This is a genomic window from Bacillus cereus group sp. MYBK14-1 (assembly GCF_051916885.1).
Lineage (GTDB): Bacteria > Bacillota > Bacilli > Bacillales > Bacillaceae_G > Bacillus_A > Bacillus_A cereus.
In genome coordinates this window covers 109,276-127,230 of sequence record NZ_JBQAHM010000005.1, presented here as the reverse complement: position 1 = coordinate 127,230, position 17,955 = coordinate 109,276, and the positions used below count along the sequence as shown (strand labels likewise).

The window sequence follows — 17,955 nt, the reverse complement described above, 5'->3', positions numbered from 1 at the left end:
GACTATGTCTGAAGTAAAAGTGAAATGGATAAAACTCTCAACAACGATGTTTGAGGATGAAAAAATACGTCTAATTGAGAGCATGCCTGAAGCTGATACATTATTAATCATTTGGATTAAGTTGTTAGCTCAAGCTGGTAAAACAAATGCAAGTGGTTATATTTTTTTAAACGAGAATATCCCATATACGGAAGATATGCTAGCAACACTATTTAATCGCCCCCTAAATACAGTTCGTATGGCACTAGGTGTATTTAAAAAATTTGGAATGATTGAAATTGACGATAATCATTACATCAACGTTGTTAATTGGGGAAATCATCAGAATCTAGACCGTTTAGAAAAAATCAAAGAAGACACTAGAAAACGCGTAGCGGCACATCGAGAAAGAAAAAAGCAACAAACACTCAGTTGTAACGTTACATGTAACGATGACGTAACGGACATAGATAAAGATTTAGATAAAGATTTAGATAAAGAAATAAAAAATGATTATAGTCCTGAAAAATCTCAGGACAGCGTTCAATCTATTCCATATCAAGAAATTGTTGATTATCTCAACATGAGAGCAAAAACCAATTATAAACATACATCTAAAAAAACACAGGGTCTAATTAGAGCAAGATGGAAAGAGGGGTTCGGATTAACTCATTTTAAACAGGTAATTGACATCAAGACTTCACAATGGATTGATAATTCGGAAATGAGTGGTTATTTGAGACCTATCACTTTATTTGGAACTAAATTCGAAAGTTATTTAAATGAAAAACCTGTACAACGAAAAGGAGTTTTTAAAGGGGGGACAACTAATGCAAGCAATCAAAAAGATAGTAGCTTCATCGACAAATACGACTTCAAGAAACGCTAGTCAAAGATATGTATTGTCGCCTAATAGATGTACGAATGTATTTTTAGTAGGAAAAGAAAATTTCAAAGACGTTTGCAGTAAACGCATGTTGATAGATACAGAAACAAATGAAGAGTTTTGTCCTCAATGTAGATCGGTAGAAAAAGAAGATCAGAAATTAGCTATAGAGACACTTGCTATAAAAAAGAAAAATGAAATCATTCATTTGTATGATTCATTTGCTGATAACAGCTTAATAAATGACAAACTCAAAAAAGCTACATTTGAAAATTATGTACCAACGAAAAAGGAATTAGCTGATGCGAAAGAATCAATTATGCATTTTGTAGCTTCTTTCAATAAAGAGGACCCAACAAGCATGATAATAACGGGGGATTATGGAGTAGGAAAAAGTCATTTGTGTGTAGCAGCTACTAAAGAACTTATGAAAAAGGGTCACAGTGCAATGTTTATTCAAATGAATAAGCTATTTACCAAAATTAAATCCACTTGGAATAAAAACAGTGAAATGACAGAGGACAAGTTAATGTCTCTACTAGCAAAAGTCGATGTCTTGATTATTGATGACTTTGGGGCGGAATTTACAGAGAAAGATAAAGAGGGCGTCACATGGAAACAAACGAAGACAAATGAAATTGTAGATAGCCGTATAGGAAAAAGCACTTTATTTACTACTAATTTTACGATCGGTGAATTAGCAGAAATGTATGGAGAACGTGACTTTAGTCGAATGATGGAAAACGCTGAAATGTTAGAAATGCATGGGGATAATTATAGATTACGTAATTTCAAAAAGGAGGAATAAATATGTGCTCATTATGCCGCAATACAGGAATTATTCGTAAAGAAACTTATCCAGGTGTGATTGAAACGAGCGGTTGTAATTGTGAATTGGCAATACAGCAACAAGAAGAAAACGATAAGCGTTGGCAAGCATGGTTAATCAAATTTGAATCAATGAAACAAGAGTTGCAACGGAATCAACAACAAAAAGTCAGTTAACAAGGGGGAGCAAGGAATGAAAAACACAGGTGTTGCAAGAAAAGTGGACGAGCTAGGGCGTGTAGTAATTCCAATAGAGTTACGCAGAACTTTAGGGATTGCTGAAGGTACAGCATTAGGCTTTCATGTTGAAGGGGAAAACATTGTTTTAAGAAAACATGACAAGTCATGCTTTGTAACGGGCCAAGTTTCTGAATCAAATATTGAATTGCTTGATGGAAGAATGTTTCTAAGTAAAGAAGGAGCAACTGAATTACTGGACCTTCTTGAAAAGAGTGAAATGGCACATGGCTAAACAACTAAATATTTTCGAAGTAGAGCCAGCGATTTGTGAGTTTGATGTAATGAAAGCCAATGTTAAGAAAGGAACTGGACGCAATACATACGCTGATGTACGCGTCCAAGTTCCAAAGAATGCAAAGTGTACGGATGAGTTACCACGCACAACTAAACAAGATGATCGCTATGACATCTTTGAACAATATGTAATGGCAATATGGAGATTTCAAAGAGCTGTAGATAAGTTTTTCAATTGGGATACAGCTGAAGAATTGTGTAAGGCAGCAAGGGATAAAAAAGAAATAATTCCGGTACGGATTTACTTAGGAAGTGGATTCAAACCTGATGTTGTCGAGTACATGCGGTAGTAAAAGGGAGAGGGATATATGAAAAAAATAGAAATCGATGTTAGTAGCAACAAACTTTTAATAGTGAAAGATGGAAATGTTACGGCAGTAAATCCACCAATGAGCGGATTTGGTGAGCAAGTCGCGGTTTGGATAAACGGTAAGGTTGATCGTGTAGATACTAAGTTTACTGAAAAGATAAAATAATCATTTTTAGAAAGTAGGTTCGCTTATGAGCGTAGCAAGTAATCATGAAGCGATGAAGGAATCAAGATTAAAAATTTACATCGCTTTAGAGGAAGCTAACTTCATTTGGGATGAAAGAGATGTAATTCGTTTTCGTGAAATGTGGAAACAAGGTATGAGTTTGCCAAAGATGGCAAAAGCGTTAAGAAGGCATCAAGCGGAGGTTGCGCTCCTTGTGATAGACCAAGCTGATCAGGAATTAATAACAAATCGTCCGATAGGATTAGGTATTTGCTAAATAGGAAGGGGAAATAAAAATGAACTTAACTAGAATATTCGGAATGCAAGAGGTATTGGATACAAGAATTATTAAGGAGCATGGATTAGAGGGACAAAATTTATTTTACAATATGATCCTTGCTTTACAGGTTGAAATTGGAGAACTTGCAAATGAAACAAGATGCTTTAAGCATTGGAGCAATAAAGGACCTAGTGAAAAAGAAGTTATTTTAATGGAGTATGTAGATGGATTTCATTTTATAGCTTCATTAGGGAATGGCATCGGATTTAATCCTAATGAATATAGTCTGAAATTATTAGAACATAATGCAAACGTCTATACGGCAAGTACGTTAGTCAATCAATTTAACAATGTATATGAAGGTATATCGGAATTTCGTGCAACTCAAGATATTGAGCTTTATGAAGAATTATTGTACTCGTTTTTAGGGTTAGGTAAGAAATTAGGATTCACATTTGAAGAAATTGAACAAGGTTACTACAAAAAGAATGAAGTGAACCACCAGCGCCAGGACAACGGATATTAAGACAAAATTTGAATTTTATTAAGAAATGGGGGAATTAGAGTGAAAGATGTAAAGATAGAAAACATTTGTGGAAGTTTACGTATTTCTGTAGATGGAACTGTTATTGGGAATGTATCTGACGAGATGGGAAAAGTGGTTACAGAAAATTTATTAATAAATTTAGATCAAGTTGGAGCTATTAACCTAACTATTGAAAACTAAACAAAAGCGTTATTTTATAGTGATGCAAAAAGAGTACATATCGAATATGTACTCTTGAAAAAAGGAAGTGTATATAAGTGATGAAACACTATACTACAACATATGCTTGTCTCATTTAAAAGTGCAAGGAATATAACAAAATCCTTATTCTAAAGTTAAAGAGCACCTAAAAAGGTGCTCTGGCCAAAATTAAAATTGAAAAAGAATACCTATGGTATTGTATGTATGTTTTCTATGGCTGTGCAATTTCTTAACAAAAACGTTATTTGAATAGGAAATGGCAGGTAATTGACTAAGTTACCTGCCGAGTGCCTAAACAGTCCGGAGGGGAAGTCTCCGTTTTAAAAGAATGTAGCTGAATTGAGGATAGTATGTGTAATGTAAAAAAGATTATTCGTAAAGGAGAATGAAAAATTATTTTATAAGGACTGGCATTCTTTTAGTTTCAAATCTTTCAAAGTCTATAGGACAATATGCAAACGTTGCTATAGGTTCTGAAGTCTCGTTTGTAAAAAAAGTGTGGTTAATTACGTCACCAGAAGAAGAATAAAAAGTAATTTTGGTTTTTGATATAGGGGGAAGCGTTATTACCAGTGGTTTGCTTGTCATATTAATCAACTCCTAAATTATTTGATTGTATATGAACTTAATATGTATTCAATAAATGTATATGAATTCATTTTATAAAGTTAGTACTTTGTGAATCTAGAAATTTAACAAAATAGTTATTTTGTGTTAATTAAAAAAATAGAGAGCTCTTTTTAAAGAGCTCTTGACCAAAAGTGATCTTGAATATGAATACGCACAATATTGTATGCGTGCTATTCAGGTAGGTGCAAATTTAAAACAAAATTCTTATTGTATGAGCAAAAATAAAAGAATCCGTTTGTTATAAACGGATTCTTCCCACAAGGTGTGCAAGAAATTCAAGGTAACTGGACCAGAGCCACCTGTGGAATCTCTTGTGATAATACTGTATGCAAAGGAATCAATAAGGTTAATGAAATTTAAACAAAATCCTTATTTTAATTAAAAGAGCAGCTAGCAAAAGCTAACTGCTTGTTGAAAAAAGAATCCACCCCAGATTATTTACTGGCAGAGTTTCAAGAAATAAATGATTAAATTAATTTAATTTTTCAATTACAATCGAAGCATTTATATTTGTTTGTGTTCCACCCGCCAAAGTTTGCAAAGTAACTGCAGCAGCGGAAGTATGATTATTAAGGGTAATAATATCACCTGCTGCTAAAGTGAGAATTGTTTGCCCATTGTTTTGTTGAGTACCTGCACCTGATCCATAAATGGAGTTGGTAACGGGAGCCCCATTTAAAAAGAGGGCAAATTGATTAGGTTCAACTCCTGATACAGAAAAAGAAATTTTATAATCTCCAGCATTAATAACTGTCATCTGAGAAGTTCCGAGCGTATGAGTAAAACCGGATGTGATTCTACCGTGTGAATTAAAAAGAATAGGTGCTTCTAAGGCAACAACTTGAGCTGCTGTATTGAAAACATAAGCATACTGGGATAAACCAGATACTGTAAGACCGATAGGCCCAGTAGGTCCGGTAGCTCCAGCGGTTCCTGGTAATCCAGTAGGCCCAGGAATGCCTTGGATGCCTTGAATACCTTGAAGCCCAGTTGGGCCAGTCGGGCCGATAGGTCCAATAAGTCCTGGATTACCTTGAATACCTTGGATACCCTGAATTCCAGTCGCCCCAGTTATTCCAGTGGGTCCAATAGGACCAATAGGCCCCGGATTACCTTGAATCCCCTGAATCCCTTGACTTCCTTGAGGTCCAGTGGGGCCAGGAATGCCTTGGATACCTTGGATACCTTGAAGTCCGGTTGGTCCTGGTGACCCAGTTGGTCCAGTGGGGCCAGTCACTCCGGTAGGTCCTGGTGGTCCCCCGGAAGGTCCAGTCGGTCCCGTTGGTCCTGGCGGTCCCCCGGAAGGGCCGGTCGGGCCAACAGCTCCAGAAGGTCCAGTTGGGCCTGCAGAACCAGGAATCCCTTGAGGGCCGGTCGGGCCAGGAATCCCTTGAATGCCTTGAATGCCAGGAATCCCTTGAATGCCTTGAATCCCTTGAATTCCAGTGACCCCCGTTATTCCAGTGGGTCCAATAGGACCTTGAATGCCAGGAATGCCTTGGATGCCTTGGATACCTTGAATTCCAGAAGGTCCAGTTGGACCAATAGATCCAGAAATCCCAGGAATCCCTTGAGGTCCAGAAATACCTTGAGGCCCAGTAGGTCCCAGGTTACCTTGAATTCCGGTAGGTCCCGTAGGTCCTGGAGGTCCACCAGAAGGCCCAGTTGCTCCAGTTATTCCGGTAGGTCCCGTAGGTCCTGGAGGTCCACCAGAAGGTCCTGTCGCTCCGGTTATTCCGGTAGGTCCAGAAGGTCCTGTCGCTCCAGTTATTCCAGTAGGCCCTATTTGAGGTAAAGGAAAGGGTATGTGACAACAATGCTTTTTAAATTTACTCATTTTTACACCTCCCTTATAAATTAACTATCAATTTATATTTATACTTTAACAACTTATGAGTAAACAGACACACGGGTGTAAGGAAAAAACCTATGAAAATTACATAATAGGTTTTAAGAGCAAGCCTCTATTTTAAATTCCATACCAAAAAGAGCACCATATATAAGTGCTCTTCGGACCAAAACTCTTAATGTAAAAGGGTACGTGATATCATATGTAATTTTTTCATGGGCGTGAAGTATTTGAACAAAAACGCTATTTTGTAGAGCTTTAATTCCATGGGAAAAGAGCACTTCGTAAAAGTGCTCTTCTGACCCAAATCCATTTTGTAAAAGAGAGGAATACGTAATATCATATGAATTTATTTTTAAATGTGTTTAAAATCGTATAAAAACTTCATTTTAAACAACAAAGCAGCTAGCCGAAATAGCTAACTGCTTCGTTGTACAATTTTAGAAGTTACAATCGATACGGATATATGTTGTAACAAAAAGTTACAACTATAGTATAAACAAATATCAAAATATTATGCAGGTAAGAAAACTAAATAAAAATTTCATTTTGTAGAAAAGGGGAATGGATATGAAATACGGAGTTTATTTAGGTGGAGAAGTAATGGAAACACATGATGACTATTTCAAAGCATGTGAAGAGGCGCAGCAGTTAACGAAAGATACAGGTGCGGTTCATTGGGCTATGCCGATTAAAGAAGAAACTAAGTGGGATGAGCAAAGGGTTAAAGCGTACATTGGATATGTAGAAAATAGCGAAAAGAAAATAATGAAGTTAGAAAGTGATTATATAAATGCGCAGAAAGAACTTCGAGGGATTTTAGAGCGTATTGAGAGTGAAAAGAGAAGCAAGGAGAACTCACAAAAGGAATTGTACGTTCATGGCGGTTGGATGTTATATGATGGCGAATGGGTTGAGGTGGACAAGCAATAAAAGAGCAGCTAGCAAAAGCTAACTGCCCGGCTGGTTCTCCAAGGGGGAACAAGGAGAAAGTAACTTAATGGGTTGTCTACAGTATTGACGGAATATTGAGTTTTATTCAGGGGAGGAATAGAAATGATTAATGAACTGAAAGTAGGAAGTGTATTCCCGTTTTGGGTGCCAGTTAACTTAGGGTTTGCACGTTCTATACAACAAGTCGAATGTGAGTATTTAGGGAAATACGACGGAATACATTTAATGACTCATTTCGATGAAGATTTGTGCATGCATGTTGTATCCGAATTAACTACTGGATTTGGGATTACAAACAGTTTCAAGAGATGGTTTGCAATTGAAAAGACAAAACGAAGAATTGATAAAAATAAAGATCGTGTTGATTTGTGGATTAAAACGGCTAATGCAAAGTATGGAGAATTGAATGAATTAATCTCAACAAAATAATCCTTTGAATAGAAAGTGAGATTAGGAAAATGGGAATGAGTGTAGAAGGTGTGAAATTCTTTTTAGAAACACCCGATGGAGAAAGAGTGGAAATAAAGGGTGGTGTTGATTGGGCTGATACTTCTCCTGGTGAAACAGGTAATTATGATTTTGACTTCACTAAAGAAATAAGTGTGCCGTGCACTTTTGAAGAACCGCAAAATATAAAAGAGCTGCAAGAGATAGGTTTTACACCACAACAAGCATGGAATATTCATTTGCACAAAGGTGAGAGTTGGAAAGAAAACTCAAAAGAAAGTCTTTTAAAATAAATTAAAAATCAATATTGTCCGGCTAGAAAACTAGAGGACACCAATTCATTAAAGCAGCAATTAAAGCTGTTTTAGGAATAGGTGTCCTTTTTATTTTGAAAAGGGGATGGGGAAATGAAAGCACTAAAGGATCAATTACGTGAATGGAAAAAGCAATCAAAACAAGCCAAGAAGAAAAACAAGAAAAAACGAAAAGAAAAATTAAGTACTCGTGACATTGAAGATTTAATGGGAATTCGTGGACCGCGCTATGAGCGTAGACGTGGAGCACTAAGACAAAAGTAAGATTAATTAAGGAGGAACTCAAAATGAGAGAACAGTTATTTTTTAATATGCCAGTTGTAGATACAAAGAAAACAAAGAAAGCGGTAGAAGAAGTACTGGGGAGTTATCGTGAGTATTTGAATACATTGCCAAGTAATTTAATGCCGAAAGTAACGACAATGTTTTCAGAGGTTCCTCCGACATTTACGAATCAGTTTCATAGTTCTACTGAAGATATCGCTATTGAACGAATTGAATTAGAGCAGCAAAGAAAAGAATACATGGATTGGGTACATCAAGCTGTGAATACGCTAAAACCTGATGAAAGATATATTATTTTTAAAAGTTATATGGAAGAAGAAATTGAATCAGACTTAAATATTTGGCTTGAATTAGGCGTAGGAAAAACAAAGTATTATAAGTTAAAAGGTTCAGCGTTACTACGTTTAGCGTTTAATTTAAAAGTGGAAGTATACAAGAAGAAAGCAAAACGTAAGGAGGGGGTGAAGAATGCATGAATCTTGTTCAGCCCATTAGAGATAGGGAAGCAATTAAGGAAATGAAGGAGTTTTTCAAGGAGCAGAATGAAAGAAACTACATTCTGTTCCTTCTTGGTATTAATACAGGGTTACGTATATCGGATATATTACGTCTTCGTATTCGTGATGTGGAGGGTTGGAGTATCTTTATCCGCGAAAAGAAAACAAAGAAGGTAAAGGAAGTGAAGATGCCTCCAGAATTAAAGAAGGCAATACGTGAGTATGCGAAGGGGCGACCGAAAAATGAATTTCTTATTAAGAGTAGGAATGGTAAGAATAAGCCAATCACTCGATCTATGGCCTACGTCATATTAAACCAAGCAGCAAAAGAGTTTGGTTTAGAACGTATAGGGACGCATTCTCTCCGAAAAACATATGGATACCATCACTACAAGCAGTTTAAAGATGTAGCAGTGTTACAACAAATGCTCAACCATACAGATCAAAAAGAAACACTAAGATACATTGGGATAGAACAAGATACGCTAAATGATTATCAAAAGAAATTTAAAATCTAGAGACCTATATTTTTTTAGGTCTTTTTTGAATTAGCTACAAAAGAAAAGTGTCAAATTCATTTTGAAGAATTAAAGCAAAGCCTTGTTACTCTAGGAAAAAACGGAATAGGTCAATTCAACACTCTATGGTTTATAGTGAATTCATAAATGAATATAAATCAAAAATTTACACTAAAAAATGATAAAATAGTAATGAAATACAGTGTGTTTTTTATTAAATTATGTGGAGGACAGTATATGGGTGGAAAAGAAGGTTCTAGAGGATATCTCTATCAGTCTATTGCAACGGTAATGGATACGGTTTTAGATAATAAGTGGAAAGCCGTAGAAGTTGAACCGGATACTGACAATGATAAGGTAGATATTCTATGGCTATATGAAAATAATAAGAAGAAAGTTGTTCAGGTCAAATCCTCAGAGAATAATATTAGTAGAACTGATATCATTCGTTGGTTGAAAGAGTTAATAGAAGATGTAAATGATGCTGAAGAGTATAAATTAATGTTAATTGGCAATTGCAACGATGCCACATCTAAATTTATAACTAAGATTAAAAAAAGGAACTTTTCGGAACAAGATAAGGATTATGAGGATCTAAGTGAAATTCAGTCATTTATTTCAAAGATTGAAATACAATTGGATAATTTTCAACTGGCTGCACTTGAAGCTCAAATACATCAAAATGTAAGTAGGTTACTAGCTAAGATGGGACATGTACTACACCCATCGATAATTGATCAGATTGCAGGTGCAATGGTGTATCAATTTTCTAAGTTTTCTACAAATGGAACTAGGATAACCAGAGAAGAATATATTGAGAGAATACAAGAATGGGCTTATTATAATTACCCAGAGATAAAAGGTCAGGGATTAGTAAAGAAGGCTTTAGAAGTGGCTTTTTATTATAAAGATAAGTTAGATTTTTCAAGTAAGATAAATCGTATTTACTTACCCGCTAGCCCGTTAAATCCTTTGAGTGAAAAATTAAAACAAAGTATAAGTGAAATAATTGAATACAAACTCCTACCAAAAAGCAAAGAGCAAATTGATAAGGAGAAAAATGTAGCTGAAAAAGAAGATTTAGCAAAAATTTTTCAGGCTGGAATAAATGAATTTACATATGACGAAATATCAGATTGTGAAAAGGAAGAATTGATTGGAAAAATAAATGAATTACTTGAAGTAGACGTGGAAAAAAGCTTTTTTTATGTTGGTGATTTAAAGACAAGAAAGAATATATTTACACGTGATGTAGAAGTGCGTGGTACAGAAAAAGAAAAGGAAAAAGGTAGATTGCTGGATAGTTTCTTAATGGAACTTTATGAATATGAACATAAATATAGTTATTTGAAATATTTCCAGAGCTTATATTTAGTTCCACTTGTTCTTCGTAACAATGGTCAATCGTATGATGAAGATATAGAAGTGAATTTAAAAATTCCTTCTAATGTAGAGGTGATTATTAAGGAGAGTATGGAAATACCAAATAGCACTGTGATTGAGTTTTTCTCAGGAGAAGATGGATTCTTAGAATATATGTTAAAGCATCAAAGGGACTATCAATTAGAAGAGTACATTGGTTACTCACAATGGCAACCAATACGAACTCATTTCAATTTGCCCATAAATTTATATCCGAGCGCTAAAGAAATTGAAGAGAGAGATAGAGAGAGATTTGATGATTACTTAGATAGCATTTTTGATTTCGAAATATATGAGGAATCGAATCAGACAATTTTAAAGTATTATTTTAGAGGTCTTAATGCTAAAAAGAACATGGCATTTCCAGCATTTTTGATGGTGAAGGCAGATGAAACATTTCATATAGAATACGAGATTACTTCCAAACATTTAGGAAATAAAGTAATTGGTGAATTAATTTATGAAATAAATTAAAACGCGAACTATTTATGAACTATTTGTGGACGAAATTGATTTTTGAACGTGCTATATTTGTATTGTGGGTAGTGGCGGAAAACACTACTCATAAATTCCTTTATAAACTATATGTTGTCTAAACGGTTTCATAATGACGGCACATAAAATCCGAAACCAACAGATGGTAATGATTGGATGATACCGTTATCAAGGAGAGCGTTTGCTCTTCTTTGAGCTAACGACATCCTAGGTAGACAGAATGAGGGGAACCTGATAAGTTTTCCGATAGTGTTTGTCGTGGTTGTTAGCTGAGAGAAGAATAAAACTTCACATACCGTAATTGAAAACAAATAGTAAATAATGATAAAGCATCCATTCGGGTGCTTTTTATATTGGAGGAGGATGAATGATGAAATTTAAAACGCAATTAGAATGTATGGATAATGAGTGTCGTACCGTGATGTTTGGACATTTTTTAGATGGGATGAGGTTTCTATTGCGAAAAATGTCTTGATATTCAATTCCGTGGAAAGATTGAGGGAGGAGAAAGATAGAATGCTATGGTTATTAGCTTATCTTATTGTAGGTATGATATACATATCTTCTGGGATGTATTCAACTGTACTTAAGTTGTTAAAAGATGATAAAGGTGATCCGAGTAAAGAGATGATAACAATTGTGGTAATGTTATTTCTTATTTGTATCTTTACACTAGTGTGGCCAGCATTAGCAACAATGAAGATAGCTGGTAAGTTTCAAAAGAAGAAAGAGTTTGAGAAGTAACTATGAAAGAATATAAAACCAAGCAACAGCGAAAGTTCTACGATAAATACAAACGGGATAAAGAAGCGAAGAAGTTCTATGATAGCACAGCGTGGCGAAGGTGTAGAGAGTTAGCATTGATACGAGACAGTTACCGTTGCCAAGAGTGTATGAAGCATGATCCATTGATACCAGTACCTGCTGATATGGTCCATCATATCAAAGAAAGAAGTGAATATCCTGAACTTGCATTAACATTAGATAACTTAATTAGTTTATGTAATGCATGTCATAATAAAGAACATCCTGAAAAGGGTGGAGGGAAAAAGAAAAGCAAAAGGAAGATTCAGTTCTTAAAAGTAAAAGCGAACAAAGAATTCATATAGCCCCCCTCCTTTTATTGTTCAGAGTCATTTCTGCCCAGACCGGACGCCTCCTTCGTGGGTAGCGCAAGTGATTTTTCTAAAGGGGGGTAAAGCCTGAAAATAAGAGCTTTTTATTTCTGAATTGGTACTTTTTATCCATAAAATGTAAGTGAGGTGATATCGTGGATAAAGGATTGATTGAGAGGAAACCACCTACGCATTTAAAAAAGGTAGGAAAAGATACTTGGATTCGTATTTGGTCTGTTTTAGAAGTTGAAGGAAAGGCTGATATCAATGATCCTATTGTAGTTGAAGCGATTGCCTTCAGTTATCAAATGTTTAGAGAGATGGCAGCTAATGTTAAAAAAGAAGGTCTGACGATGGAGTATACAAATAAAGCTGGTGCTACAAATCTGACTAAGCACACTTTGATACCAGAGATACCTAAGTATTTACAACAGATTCGACAATATTTAGGGGAGCTAGGGTTGACTGGGGCAAGCCGAAAAAAGCTTCAGGAAGAGCTAACTGGAGATTCTGATGATGATTACGACAACTTCTAAGCCTTCTGAAATAGCTAAGTGGTATAAAAATTGGCGAAATGAGCAGATACAGCATTTTAATATTTTGGTAGATCCATCTCCTGAACTAAGAACAACTTGGTATGCAGAACAAGTTGTGAAAGGAAACATAATAGCTAGTAAGAAAAATGTCTTGTCTTGTCAACGTCATCTAAACGATTTGAGGAGACAGGGGACTGAGGAGTTCCCTTGGGTTTTTGATGAAGAAAAAGCGCATCGACCTATACGATATATCGAAAAGTTTTGTCGTCCATCAAAAGGTGATTATAAAAAGTTGGTTCTTCAACCGTGGCAACACTTTGTTATAGGTTCTTTGTATGGATGGATTCATAAAGATACAGGTTATAGGCGCTTTCGTGAGGGCCTTATTTTTATTGGACGTAAAAATGGAAAAACTACAATGATTTCTGGTTTATCTAATTATGCTGTTGCTAAAGATAATGAACCAGGTGCTCGTGTTTATGTTTTAGCAAATACAAAACAACAAGCTGGGGAGTTATTTGATGAAAGTCGTGCAATGGTTCAAAAATCACCCCTTCTTCGGAAACATTTACGCGAAAATCAGAAAGGTATTTTCCATGATAAAACGCATTCTAAAATTGAACCTCGTGCATCAGATAGTAAGAAACTAGACGGATTAAATACACATCTTGGTATTTTTGATGAAATACATGAATTCAAAAACTTTAAGTTAATTAATGTTATAAAAAAATCACGTGGTGCACGTAAACAACCAATGATTGTTTATATTACTACGGCAGGATATCAGCTTGAAGGACCACTTGTTCAATACTATGAAATTGCAACGGATGTTTTAGAAGGAGTTATTGACCAAGATAGAAAGTTTTATTTCATGGCTGAAATGGATAGCGTGGATGAAATTGAAAATCCTGAATTATGGATTAAAGCAAATCCTAATATGGGAGTTTCGTTAGATCTTCCATCGCTTATTGATGATTGGAATACAGATAAGCATACTGATGCTGAAAAGAATGACTGGATTACAAAACAATTTAACATCTTTGTTGATAATGATGAAATGTCCTTTGTTGGTATTGAGATATTAAAAAGGAATGAAGAAGTTATTGATATAAAGGGATTAACTGGTAAAGAATGTGTTGCAGGTTATGATTTATCTGCAACAGAAGATTTTACAAGCGCTTGTTTAGAGTTTCCTTTAGATGATGGAAATGTTTTTGTGCTATCTCACAGTTGGGTTCCGCAGGCTAAAGTTGATCGTGATAACGAAAATATTAGTTTCAAAGAGTTTAAAGACAAAGGTTGGCTCACTATTATCCCTGGTGAGTATGTGAAATATGAGTATGTTTATGATTGGTTTGTTGAGCAATCCGAACACTATTTCATAAAGAAAATTACTTATGATCCAGCAAATGCCTATCGTTTAAATGAAGATTTGAAAGCATATGGATTTAAAACTGAACCAGTTCGACAAGGGCATTTAACTTTAAGTCCAGCATTAAAGGATGTAAAAGAATTGTTGTTGGATGGAAAAATAATCAGTAATAAAAACCGTCTCTTCCGTTGGTATATGAACAATGTAAAGCTTGTGGAAGACAGAAACGGGAACTTTTTACCATCTAAACAGAGTAAATATCGAAAGATTGATGGCTTTGCAGCGTTTTTAAATGCTCATACAGAAGTAATCCCTATGTTATCTCAATTACAAGGTGATGGAAATATTGAATTTATATCAGTCAACGATCTTTTTAAATAGAAAGGCGGTGAGAAATTGAAACTGATAAATCGTGTTAAGGGAGCGATTAAAGGAGCTTCATTGGGATGGAAAGGTGCTGGATATAACTTTTCTTCATGGTTTGGAAGGAAGTTTTGGGGTATTGATAATACAAAATTAGCTACAAATGAGACGATTTTCAGTGTGATTAGTAGATTATCTAATACGGTAGCATCTTTGCCATTAAAGCTCTATAAGGATTATGACACTGTTGTTAATCAAGTGTCTGATGTTGTGATGAATGAACCTAATCCAAACATGACCGGATTTGAATGGATAAATAAAATTGAAGTTTCAAGAAATGAAACTGGAAATGGATATGCAGCTATCATTCGTGATATTAGATTTCAAGTGGAATCATTAATCCCTATTGAATCTACTTATGTAACGCCTTTTTTAAATACGGATGATAATAATTTGTGGTATGAGGTACGTGGGATTGAAGGAACGTATTACATCCACAATATGAACATGTTTCATGTCAAACACATCACAGGTATTTCAAGATGGAAAGGTATTTGTCCAATTGATGTTTTGAGAAATACTCTTGAATACGATAAGGCAGTACAAGAATTTAGTTTGTCAGAAATGCAGAAGAAAGATAGCTTTATTTTGGATTATGCGACGCAGGTAGATAATGAAAAGAGACAAAAAATCATTGATGATTTTAGACGGTTTTATCAAGAGAATGGTGGTATTTTATTCAGGGAACCAGGTGTCAATATAGAAGAGATGGAGCGGAAATACTTCGCTTCAGACACGTTAGCATCCGAACGAATTACACGTTCACGGGTTGCTAACGTTTTTAATGTTCCGGTTACATTTTTAAATGACACGGAGGGACAGAGTTATAGCAGTAATGAACAGCTGATGATTCAGTTTGTTCAAATGACTTTAACTCCTATTGTTCGCCAGTATGAGCAAGAAATGAACCGTAAGTTGCTGAATAAAAAAGAACGACAAGAAGGCCATTACTTTAAATTCAACCTTGGAGGACTGTTAAGAGGTGATACAGCTTCAAGAACAGCTTATTATCAAGCCGCAATTAGGAGTGGATGGTTATCACAAGATGATGTTCGTCAAAAAGAAGATGAACCGCCTGTGGGTGGTAATGCTTCAAAACTTTGGGTAAGTGGTGATTTATATCCTATTGATATGGACCCAACTCAACGGAAGGGGGTGAAAAACGGTGGCAAAGAACAAACAGAATAAGTTTTTTCAAATGAAAGCATCGGCGAATGGTAAAACAGCTGATGTTTTTATTTATGGAGAAATTACAAAATATGCATGGGAAGAATATGGCGAGGTGTCATCTATTACTTTCAAAAACGAATTGGAAGCATTGGGTGATGGTATTGAGACTATCAATCTATACATTAATAGTCCTGGAGGTAGTGTGTTTGAAGCAATGGCTATTATCGCTATGTTAAAACGACATCCAGCCGATATTATATCGCATATTGATGGGGTAGCGGCATCTTGTGCATCTGTTTTACCAATGATTTCAAAACGTATTATTATGCCAAATAATTCATTAATGATGATTCACCATGCAATGACAGGAGCTTGGGGTAATGCTAAGCAATTAAGAAAAGCGGCTGATGATGTGGAACGTATTAGCCAGGCAATGTGCCAGTATTATCTTGATCGATCTGGTGAAAAAATGTCAGAAGAAATGTTATACGAAATGCTTGAAGAAGATACATGGTTAACAGCCGAACAATGCTTAGAATTAGGGCTTTGTGATGAAATTGTTGAAGCTAACCAAGCTGTTGCATATGCATTTGATGACAAGTGGGCGAAACAATATCAGAATGTGCCACAACAACTATTACAAATGCAAACCGATAAATCAATTATGAGCACAGAAGAAAAGGAATTACGAGAAAAAATTGTTGCAGATTCAAAAGCAAATCTTGCCTATTTAGAAACAATATTTTAAAAAAACGGGGGAATTAATTTTATGAAAACCATTTATGAGTTAAAACAAGCAATGGCAACAATTGGCCAACAATTGGCGAAAACAGAAAATGAACTAGCTACAAAGGCTATGGATCCATCAGCCTCGTTAAATGATATCAAAGTATTGCAAACATCAAAAGCAGACTTACAAGCTCGCTTTGATGTTGTAAAACAACAACATGATCAACTAGAAGCAGAACAAACAGCTAAATTTGCTCAACAGAAAAATGTTATTACTGGTATTGAAGATCCGAAACAAAAAGAAGTAGCGGCAAAAGCAGAATTTATTCGTGCGGCAGTACAAGGTCGAGCAGTATCAGATGATGTTAAGGCTTTAATTGCTTTACCAGCTGGTAATTCAACGGGAGGCGATAAGTTTTTCCCAACAAATATGCAAAAGGAATTGGTACATGAGCCTTTTGCGAAAAATCAATTACGAGAAGTTTCTCAAGTAAGTGCGATTAAAGGCTTAGAATTACCTAAAATTTCATACACACTTGATGATGATGATTTCATTACAGATGAAGAAACAGCGAAAGAAATGAAGCTTACAGGTGATACTGTGGCATTTGGGCGTAATAAATTTAAGGTGAAAGTGAAAATTTCTGATACAGTTATTCATGGTACCGATGTTGAACTCACACAATATGTAGAAAATGCATTACGTTCAGGATTAGCCGCGAAAGAGAAGAAGGATGCACTAGCAATTACACCGAAATCTGGTTTAGGTCATATGTCATTCTATAATGGATCGGATGTAAAACGTGTGTCAGGTGAAGATTTATTTGAATCTATCACTAATGCAATTGCGGACTTACATGAAGATTATCGTGAAAATGCTAAGGTTGTTATGCGATATGCAGACTATTTGAAAATTGTTAAATCGTTATCTAACGGAACAACAAATTTCTTTGATACACCACCTGAAAAAGTAATGGGTAAACCTGTAGAATTCGTTGACGCGGCAGTAAAACCGATTGTAGGAGACTTTAACTTTTTCCGTATCAACTATGATGCAATGACATATGACACGGATAAGAATGTGGATTCAGGAGAATATCTATTTGTATTAACAGCTTGGTATGATCAAAAACGTTCTTTAAACTCTGCATTCCGTATCGCAGAAGTTAAAGTTACGCCCTAATCCACCCCAAACTCCAACAGGATTAAAAGTTGATTCTGCAACAGTAACAACGGCCAACATTAGTTGGTCTCCTGTTGTGTATGATGGGGGCATTAAAGAATATCAAATATTACGTAATGGCAAACAAGTAGGAACGTCAGTAGCAACAACTTATAAAGATACAGGATTAACAGGTGATACAACATATTCTTATCAAGTGAAAGCTGTTGGGAATAACGGATTAAGTTCAACGTTAAGCGTTGAATTATCAGCAAAAACAAGTGCTTCAGGATCGTAGGTGATAGC

26 protein-coding genes are annotated in these 17,955 nt (G+C 35.4%); 24 read left to right on the top strand and 2 right to left on the bottom strand.

Annotated elements, in window-relative coordinates; genetic code table 11:
• Positions 1 to 4 precede the first annotated feature (4 nt).
• The 9 genes from ACTFR3_RS15520 to ACTFR3_RS15480 are packed head-to-tail and all read left to right on the top strand — an operon-like array spanning position 5 to position 3,710.
• Positions 5 to 868 carry a phage replisome organizer N-terminal domain-containing protein gene (locus ACTFR3_RS15520; protein WP_098400100.1) on the top strand — a complete coding sequence of 288 codons (864 nt, stop codon included), beginning with the start codon at positions 5 to 7 and terminating at the stop codon, positions 866 to 868.
• Positions 810 to 1,673: an ATP-binding protein gene (locus ACTFR3_RS15515; RefSeq protein ID WP_440044554.1), complete on the top strand. Its 864-nt coding sequence runs from the start codon at positions 810 to 812 to the stop codon at positions 1,671 to 1,673. The genes ACTFR3_RS15520 and ACTFR3_RS15515 overlap by 59 nt, the downstream gene beginning before the upstream one ends.
• A gap of 2 nt (positions 1,674 to 1,675) precedes the next feature.
• Complete coding sequence (locus ACTFR3_RS15510; RefSeq protein WP_429775885.1) at positions 1,676 to 1,870, top strand: hypothetical protein; 195 nt, start codon at positions 1,676 to 1,678, stop codon at positions 1,868 to 1,870.
• Positions 1,871 to 1,886: 16 nt separating this feature from the next.
• Entirely contained in the window at positions 1,887 to 2,165 is a 279-nt protein-coding gene (locus tag ACTFR3_RS15505) for an AbrB/MazE/SpoVT family DNA-binding domain-containing protein (RefSeq protein WP_440044553.1), read from the top strand.
• Complete coding sequence (locus ACTFR3_RS15500) at positions 2,158 to 2,517, top strand: hypothetical protein (protein ID WP_001118821.1); 360 nt, start codon at positions 2,158 to 2,160, stop codon at positions 2,515 to 2,517. The genes ACTFR3_RS15505 and ACTFR3_RS15500 overlap by 8 nt, the downstream gene beginning before the upstream one ends.
• An 18-nt stretch (positions 2,518 to 2,535) precedes the next feature.
• On the top strand, positions 2,536 to 2,703 hold the full coding sequence (locus tag ACTFR3_RS15495; protein WP_000717825.1) for a DUF3954 domain-containing protein: 168 nt from the start codon (positions 2,536 to 2,538) through the stop codon (positions 2,701 to 2,703).
• Between the two features lie 25 nt (positions 2,704 to 2,728).
• Entirely contained in the window at positions 2,729 to 2,980 is a 252-nt protein-coding gene (locus ACTFR3_RS15490; protein ID WP_000109543.1) for a hypothetical protein, read from the top strand.
• A gap of 19 nt (positions 2,981 to 2,999) precedes the next feature.
• Complete coding sequence (locus ACTFR3_RS15485; RefSeq protein ID WP_095690837.1) at positions 3,000 to 3,509, top strand: dUTP diphosphatase; 510 nt, start codon at positions 3,000 to 3,002, stop codon at positions 3,507 to 3,509.
• A gap of 39 nt (positions 3,510 to 3,548) precedes the next feature.
• Positions 3,549 to 3,710: a hypothetical protein gene (locus tag ACTFR3_RS15480; RefSeq protein WP_176544616.1), complete on the top strand. Its 162-nt coding sequence runs from the start codon at positions 3,549 to 3,551 to the stop codon at positions 3,708 to 3,710.
• 414 nt (positions 3,711 to 4,124) lie between these two features.
• Here ACTFR3_RS15480 and ACTFR3_RS15475 read toward each other — a convergent pair whose 3' ends face one another.
• Both ACTFR3_RS15475 and ACTFR3_RS15470 read right to left on the bottom strand, forming a co-directional pair.
• Positions 4,125 to 4,319, bottom strand: coding sequence for a hypothetical protein (locus ACTFR3_RS15475; protein WP_065212698.1), 195 nt, complete (start codon positions 4,317 to 4,319; stop codon positions 4,125 to 4,127).
• A 514-nt stretch (positions 4,320 to 4,833) separates the two neighbouring features.
• The gene (locus ACTFR3_RS15470; protein WP_098277275.1) at positions 4,834 to 6,198 is read right to left on the bottom strand and encodes a BclA C-terminal domain-containing protein; all 1,365 of its coding nucleotides are present in this window, start codon (positions 6,196 to 6,198) and stop codon (positions 4,834 to 4,836) included.
• 582 nt (positions 6,199 to 6,780) lie between these two features.
• Here ACTFR3_RS15470 and ACTFR3_RS15465 point away from each other — a divergent pair.
• The 15 genes from ACTFR3_RS15465 (at position 6,781) to ACTFR3_RS15395 (ending at position 17,947) form a co-directional block, all read left to right on the top strand.
• A complete protein-coding gene (locus ACTFR3_RS15465; protein ID WP_088338596.1) occupies positions 6,781 to 7,143 on the top strand; it encodes a hypothetical protein in 363 nt (120 codons plus the stop codon).
• A gap of 123 nt (positions 7,144 to 7,266) precedes the next feature.
• On the top strand, positions 7,267 to 7,593 hold the full coding sequence (locus ACTFR3_RS15460; RefSeq protein ID WP_440044552.1) for a hypothetical protein: 327 nt from the start codon (positions 7,267 to 7,269) through the stop codon (positions 7,591 to 7,593).
• A gap of 29 nt (positions 7,594 to 7,622) precedes the next feature.
• On the top strand, positions 7,623 to 7,904 hold the full coding sequence (locus ACTFR3_RS15455; RefSeq protein WP_326035873.1) for a PadR family transcriptional regulator: 282 nt from the start codon (positions 7,623 to 7,625) through the stop codon (positions 7,902 to 7,904).
• 114 nt (positions 7,905 to 8,018) lie between these two features.
• Positions 8,019 to 8,189, top strand: a complete 171-nt coding sequence (locus ACTFR3_RS15450) for a hypothetical protein (RefSeq protein WP_000645536.1) — start codon at positions 8,019 to 8,021, stop codon at positions 8,187 to 8,189.
• 23 nt (positions 8,190 to 8,212) lie between these two features.
• Positions 8,213 to 8,686: an ArpU family phage packaging/lysis transcriptional regulator gene (locus tag ACTFR3_RS15445; RefSeq protein WP_046945209.1), complete on the top strand. Its 474-nt coding sequence runs from the start codon at positions 8,213 to 8,215 to the stop codon at positions 8,684 to 8,686.
• Complete coding sequence (locus ACTFR3_RS15440; RefSeq protein WP_440044551.1) at positions 8,683 to 9,225, top strand: tyrosine-type recombinase/integrase; 543 nt, start codon at positions 8,683 to 8,685, stop codon at positions 9,223 to 9,225. The genes ACTFR3_RS15445 and ACTFR3_RS15440 overlap by 4 nt, the downstream gene beginning before the upstream one ends.
• 237 nt (positions 9,226 to 9,462) lie before the next feature.
• Complete coding sequence (locus ACTFR3_RS15435) at positions 9,463 to 11,121, top strand: hypothetical protein (RefSeq protein WP_440044550.1); 1,659 nt, start codon at positions 9,463 to 9,465, stop codon at positions 11,119 to 11,121.
• A gap of 537 nt (positions 11,122 to 11,658) precedes the next feature.
• Complete coding sequence (locus ACTFR3_RS15430) at positions 11,659 to 11,886, top strand: hypothetical protein (protein WP_440044549.1); 228 nt, start codon at positions 11,659 to 11,661, stop codon at positions 11,884 to 11,886.
• 2 nt (positions 11,887 to 11,888) lie between these two features.
• A complete protein-coding gene (locus ACTFR3_RS15425; protein ID WP_420953181.1) occupies positions 11,889 to 12,251 on the top strand; it encodes an HNH endonuclease in 363 nt (120 codons plus the stop codon).
• Between the two features lie 161 nt (positions 12,252 to 12,412).
• On the top strand, positions 12,413 to 12,793 hold the full coding sequence (locus ACTFR3_RS15420) for a phage terminase small subunit P27 family (RefSeq protein WP_000357492.1): 381 nt from the start codon (positions 12,413 to 12,415) through the stop codon (positions 12,791 to 12,793).
• The gene (locus tag ACTFR3_RS15415; protein ID WP_440044547.1) at positions 12,774 to 14,546 is read left to right on the top strand and encodes a terminase large subunit; all 1,773 of its coding nucleotides are present in this window, start codon (positions 12,774 to 12,776) and stop codon (positions 14,544 to 14,546) included. The genes ACTFR3_RS15420 and ACTFR3_RS15415 overlap by 20 nt, the downstream gene beginning before the upstream one ends.
• Before the next feature lie 15 nt (positions 14,547 to 14,561).
• Positions 14,562 to 15,776: a phage portal protein gene (locus ACTFR3_RS15410; RefSeq protein ID WP_330939899.1), complete on the top strand. Its 1,215-nt coding sequence runs from the start codon at positions 14,562 to 14,564 to the stop codon at positions 15,774 to 15,776.
• Positions 15,754 to 16,506 carry a head maturation protease, ClpP-related gene (locus ACTFR3_RS15405; protein WP_440044545.1) on the top strand — a complete coding sequence of 251 codons (753 nt, stop codon included), beginning with the start codon at positions 15,754 to 15,756 and terminating at the stop codon, positions 16,504 to 16,506. Before ACTFR3_RS15410 ends, ACTFR3_RS15405 begins: the two co-directional genes overlap by 23 nt.
• A gap of 21 nt (positions 16,507 to 16,527) precedes the next feature.
• Entirely contained in the window at positions 16,528 to 17,670 is a 1,143-nt protein-coding gene (locus tag ACTFR3_RS15400; protein ID WP_330939901.1) for a phage major capsid protein, read from the top strand.
• Entirely contained in the window at positions 17,633 to 17,947 is a 315-nt protein-coding gene (locus ACTFR3_RS15395) for a fibronectin type III domain-containing protein (protein ID WP_142337630.1), read from the top strand. Before ACTFR3_RS15400 ends, ACTFR3_RS15395 begins: the two co-directional genes overlap by 38 nt.
• Positions 17,948 to 17,955 lie beyond the last annotated feature (8 nt).

Excerpts from the sequence above, each read along its gene's own strand:
- ACTFR3_RS15505 (WP_440044553.1), top strand. The coding sequence starts at position 1,887 with ATGAAAAACACAGGTGTTGCAAGAAAAGTGGACGAGCTAGGGCGTGTA.
- ACTFR3_RS15470 (WP_098277275.1), bottom strand. The coding sequence starts at position 6,198 with ATGAGTAAATTTAAAAAGCATTGTTGTCACATACCCTTTCCTTTACCT.
- ACTFR3_RS15430 (WP_440044549.1), top strand. The coding sequence starts at position 11,659 with ATGCTATGGTTATTAGCTTATCTTATTGTAGGTATGATATACATATCT.
- ACTFR3_RS15445 (WP_046945209.1), top strand. The coding sequence starts at position 8,213 with ATGAGAGAACAGTTATTTTTTAATATGCCAGTTGTAGATACAAAGAAA.
- ACTFR3_RS15490 (WP_000109543.1), top strand. The coding sequence starts at position 2,729 with ATGAGCGTAGCAAGTAATCATGAAGCGATGAAGGAATCAAGATTAAAA.
- ACTFR3_RS15495 (WP_000717825.1), top strand. The coding sequence starts at position 2,536 with ATGAAAAAAATAGAAATCGATGTTAGTAGCAACAAACTTTTAATAGTG.
- ACTFR3_RS15500 (WP_001118821.1), top strand. The coding sequence starts at position 2,158 with ATGGCTAAACAACTAAATATTTTCGAAGTAGAGCCAGCGATTTGTGAG.
- ACTFR3_RS15475 (WP_065212698.1), bottom strand. The coding sequence starts at position 4,319 with ATGACAAGCAAACCACTGGTAATAACGCTTCCCCCTATATCAAAAACC.
- ACTFR3_RS15415 (WP_440044547.1), top strand. The coding sequence starts at position 12,774 with ATGATTACGACAACTTCTAAGCCTTCTGAAATAGCTAAGTGGTATAAA.
- ACTFR3_RS15460 (WP_440044552.1), top strand. The coding sequence starts at position 7,267 with ATGATTAATGAACTGAAAGTAGGAAGTGTATTCCCGTTTTGGGTGCCA.
- ACTFR3_RS15510 (WP_429775885.1), top strand. The coding sequence starts at position 1,676 with ATGTGCTCATTATGCCGCAATACAGGAATTATTCGTAAAGAAACTTAT.
- ACTFR3_RS15455 (WP_326035873.1), top strand. The coding sequence starts at position 7,623 with ATGGGAATGAGTGTAGAAGGTGTGAAATTCTTTTTAGAAACACCCGAT.
- ACTFR3_RS15400 (WP_330939901.1), top strand. The coding sequence starts at position 16,528 with ATGAAAACCATTTATGAGTTAAAACAAGCAATGGCAACAATTGGCCAA.
- ACTFR3_RS15435 (WP_440044550.1), top strand. The coding sequence starts at position 9,463 with ATGGGTGGAAAAGAAGGTTCTAGAGGATATCTCTATCAGTCTATTGCA.
- ACTFR3_RS15450 (WP_000645536.1), top strand. The coding sequence starts at position 8,019 with ATGAAAGCACTAAAGGATCAATTACGTGAATGGAAAAAGCAATCAAAA.
- ACTFR3_RS15485 (WP_095690837.1), top strand. The coding sequence starts at position 3,000 with ATGAACTTAACTAGAATATTCGGAATGCAAGAGGTATTGGATACAAGA.
- ACTFR3_RS15465 (WP_088338596.1), top strand. The coding sequence starts at position 6,781 with ATGAAATACGGAGTTTATTTAGGTGGAGAAGTAATGGAAACACATGAT.
- ACTFR3_RS15520 (WP_098400100.1), top strand. The coding sequence starts at position 5 with ATGTCTGAAGTAAAAGTGAAATGGATAAAACTCTCAACAACGATGTTT.
- ACTFR3_RS15425 (WP_420953181.1), top strand. The coding sequence starts at position 11,889 with ATGAAAGAATATAAAACCAAGCAACAGCGAAAGTTCTACGATAAATAC.
- ACTFR3_RS15515 (WP_440044554.1), top strand. The coding sequence starts at position 810 with ATGCAAGCAATCAAAAAGATAGTAGCTTCATCGACAAATACGACTTCA.
- ACTFR3_RS15440 (WP_440044551.1), top strand. The coding sequence starts at position 8,683 with ATGAATCTTGTTCAGCCCATTAGAGATAGGGAAGCAATTAAGGAAATG.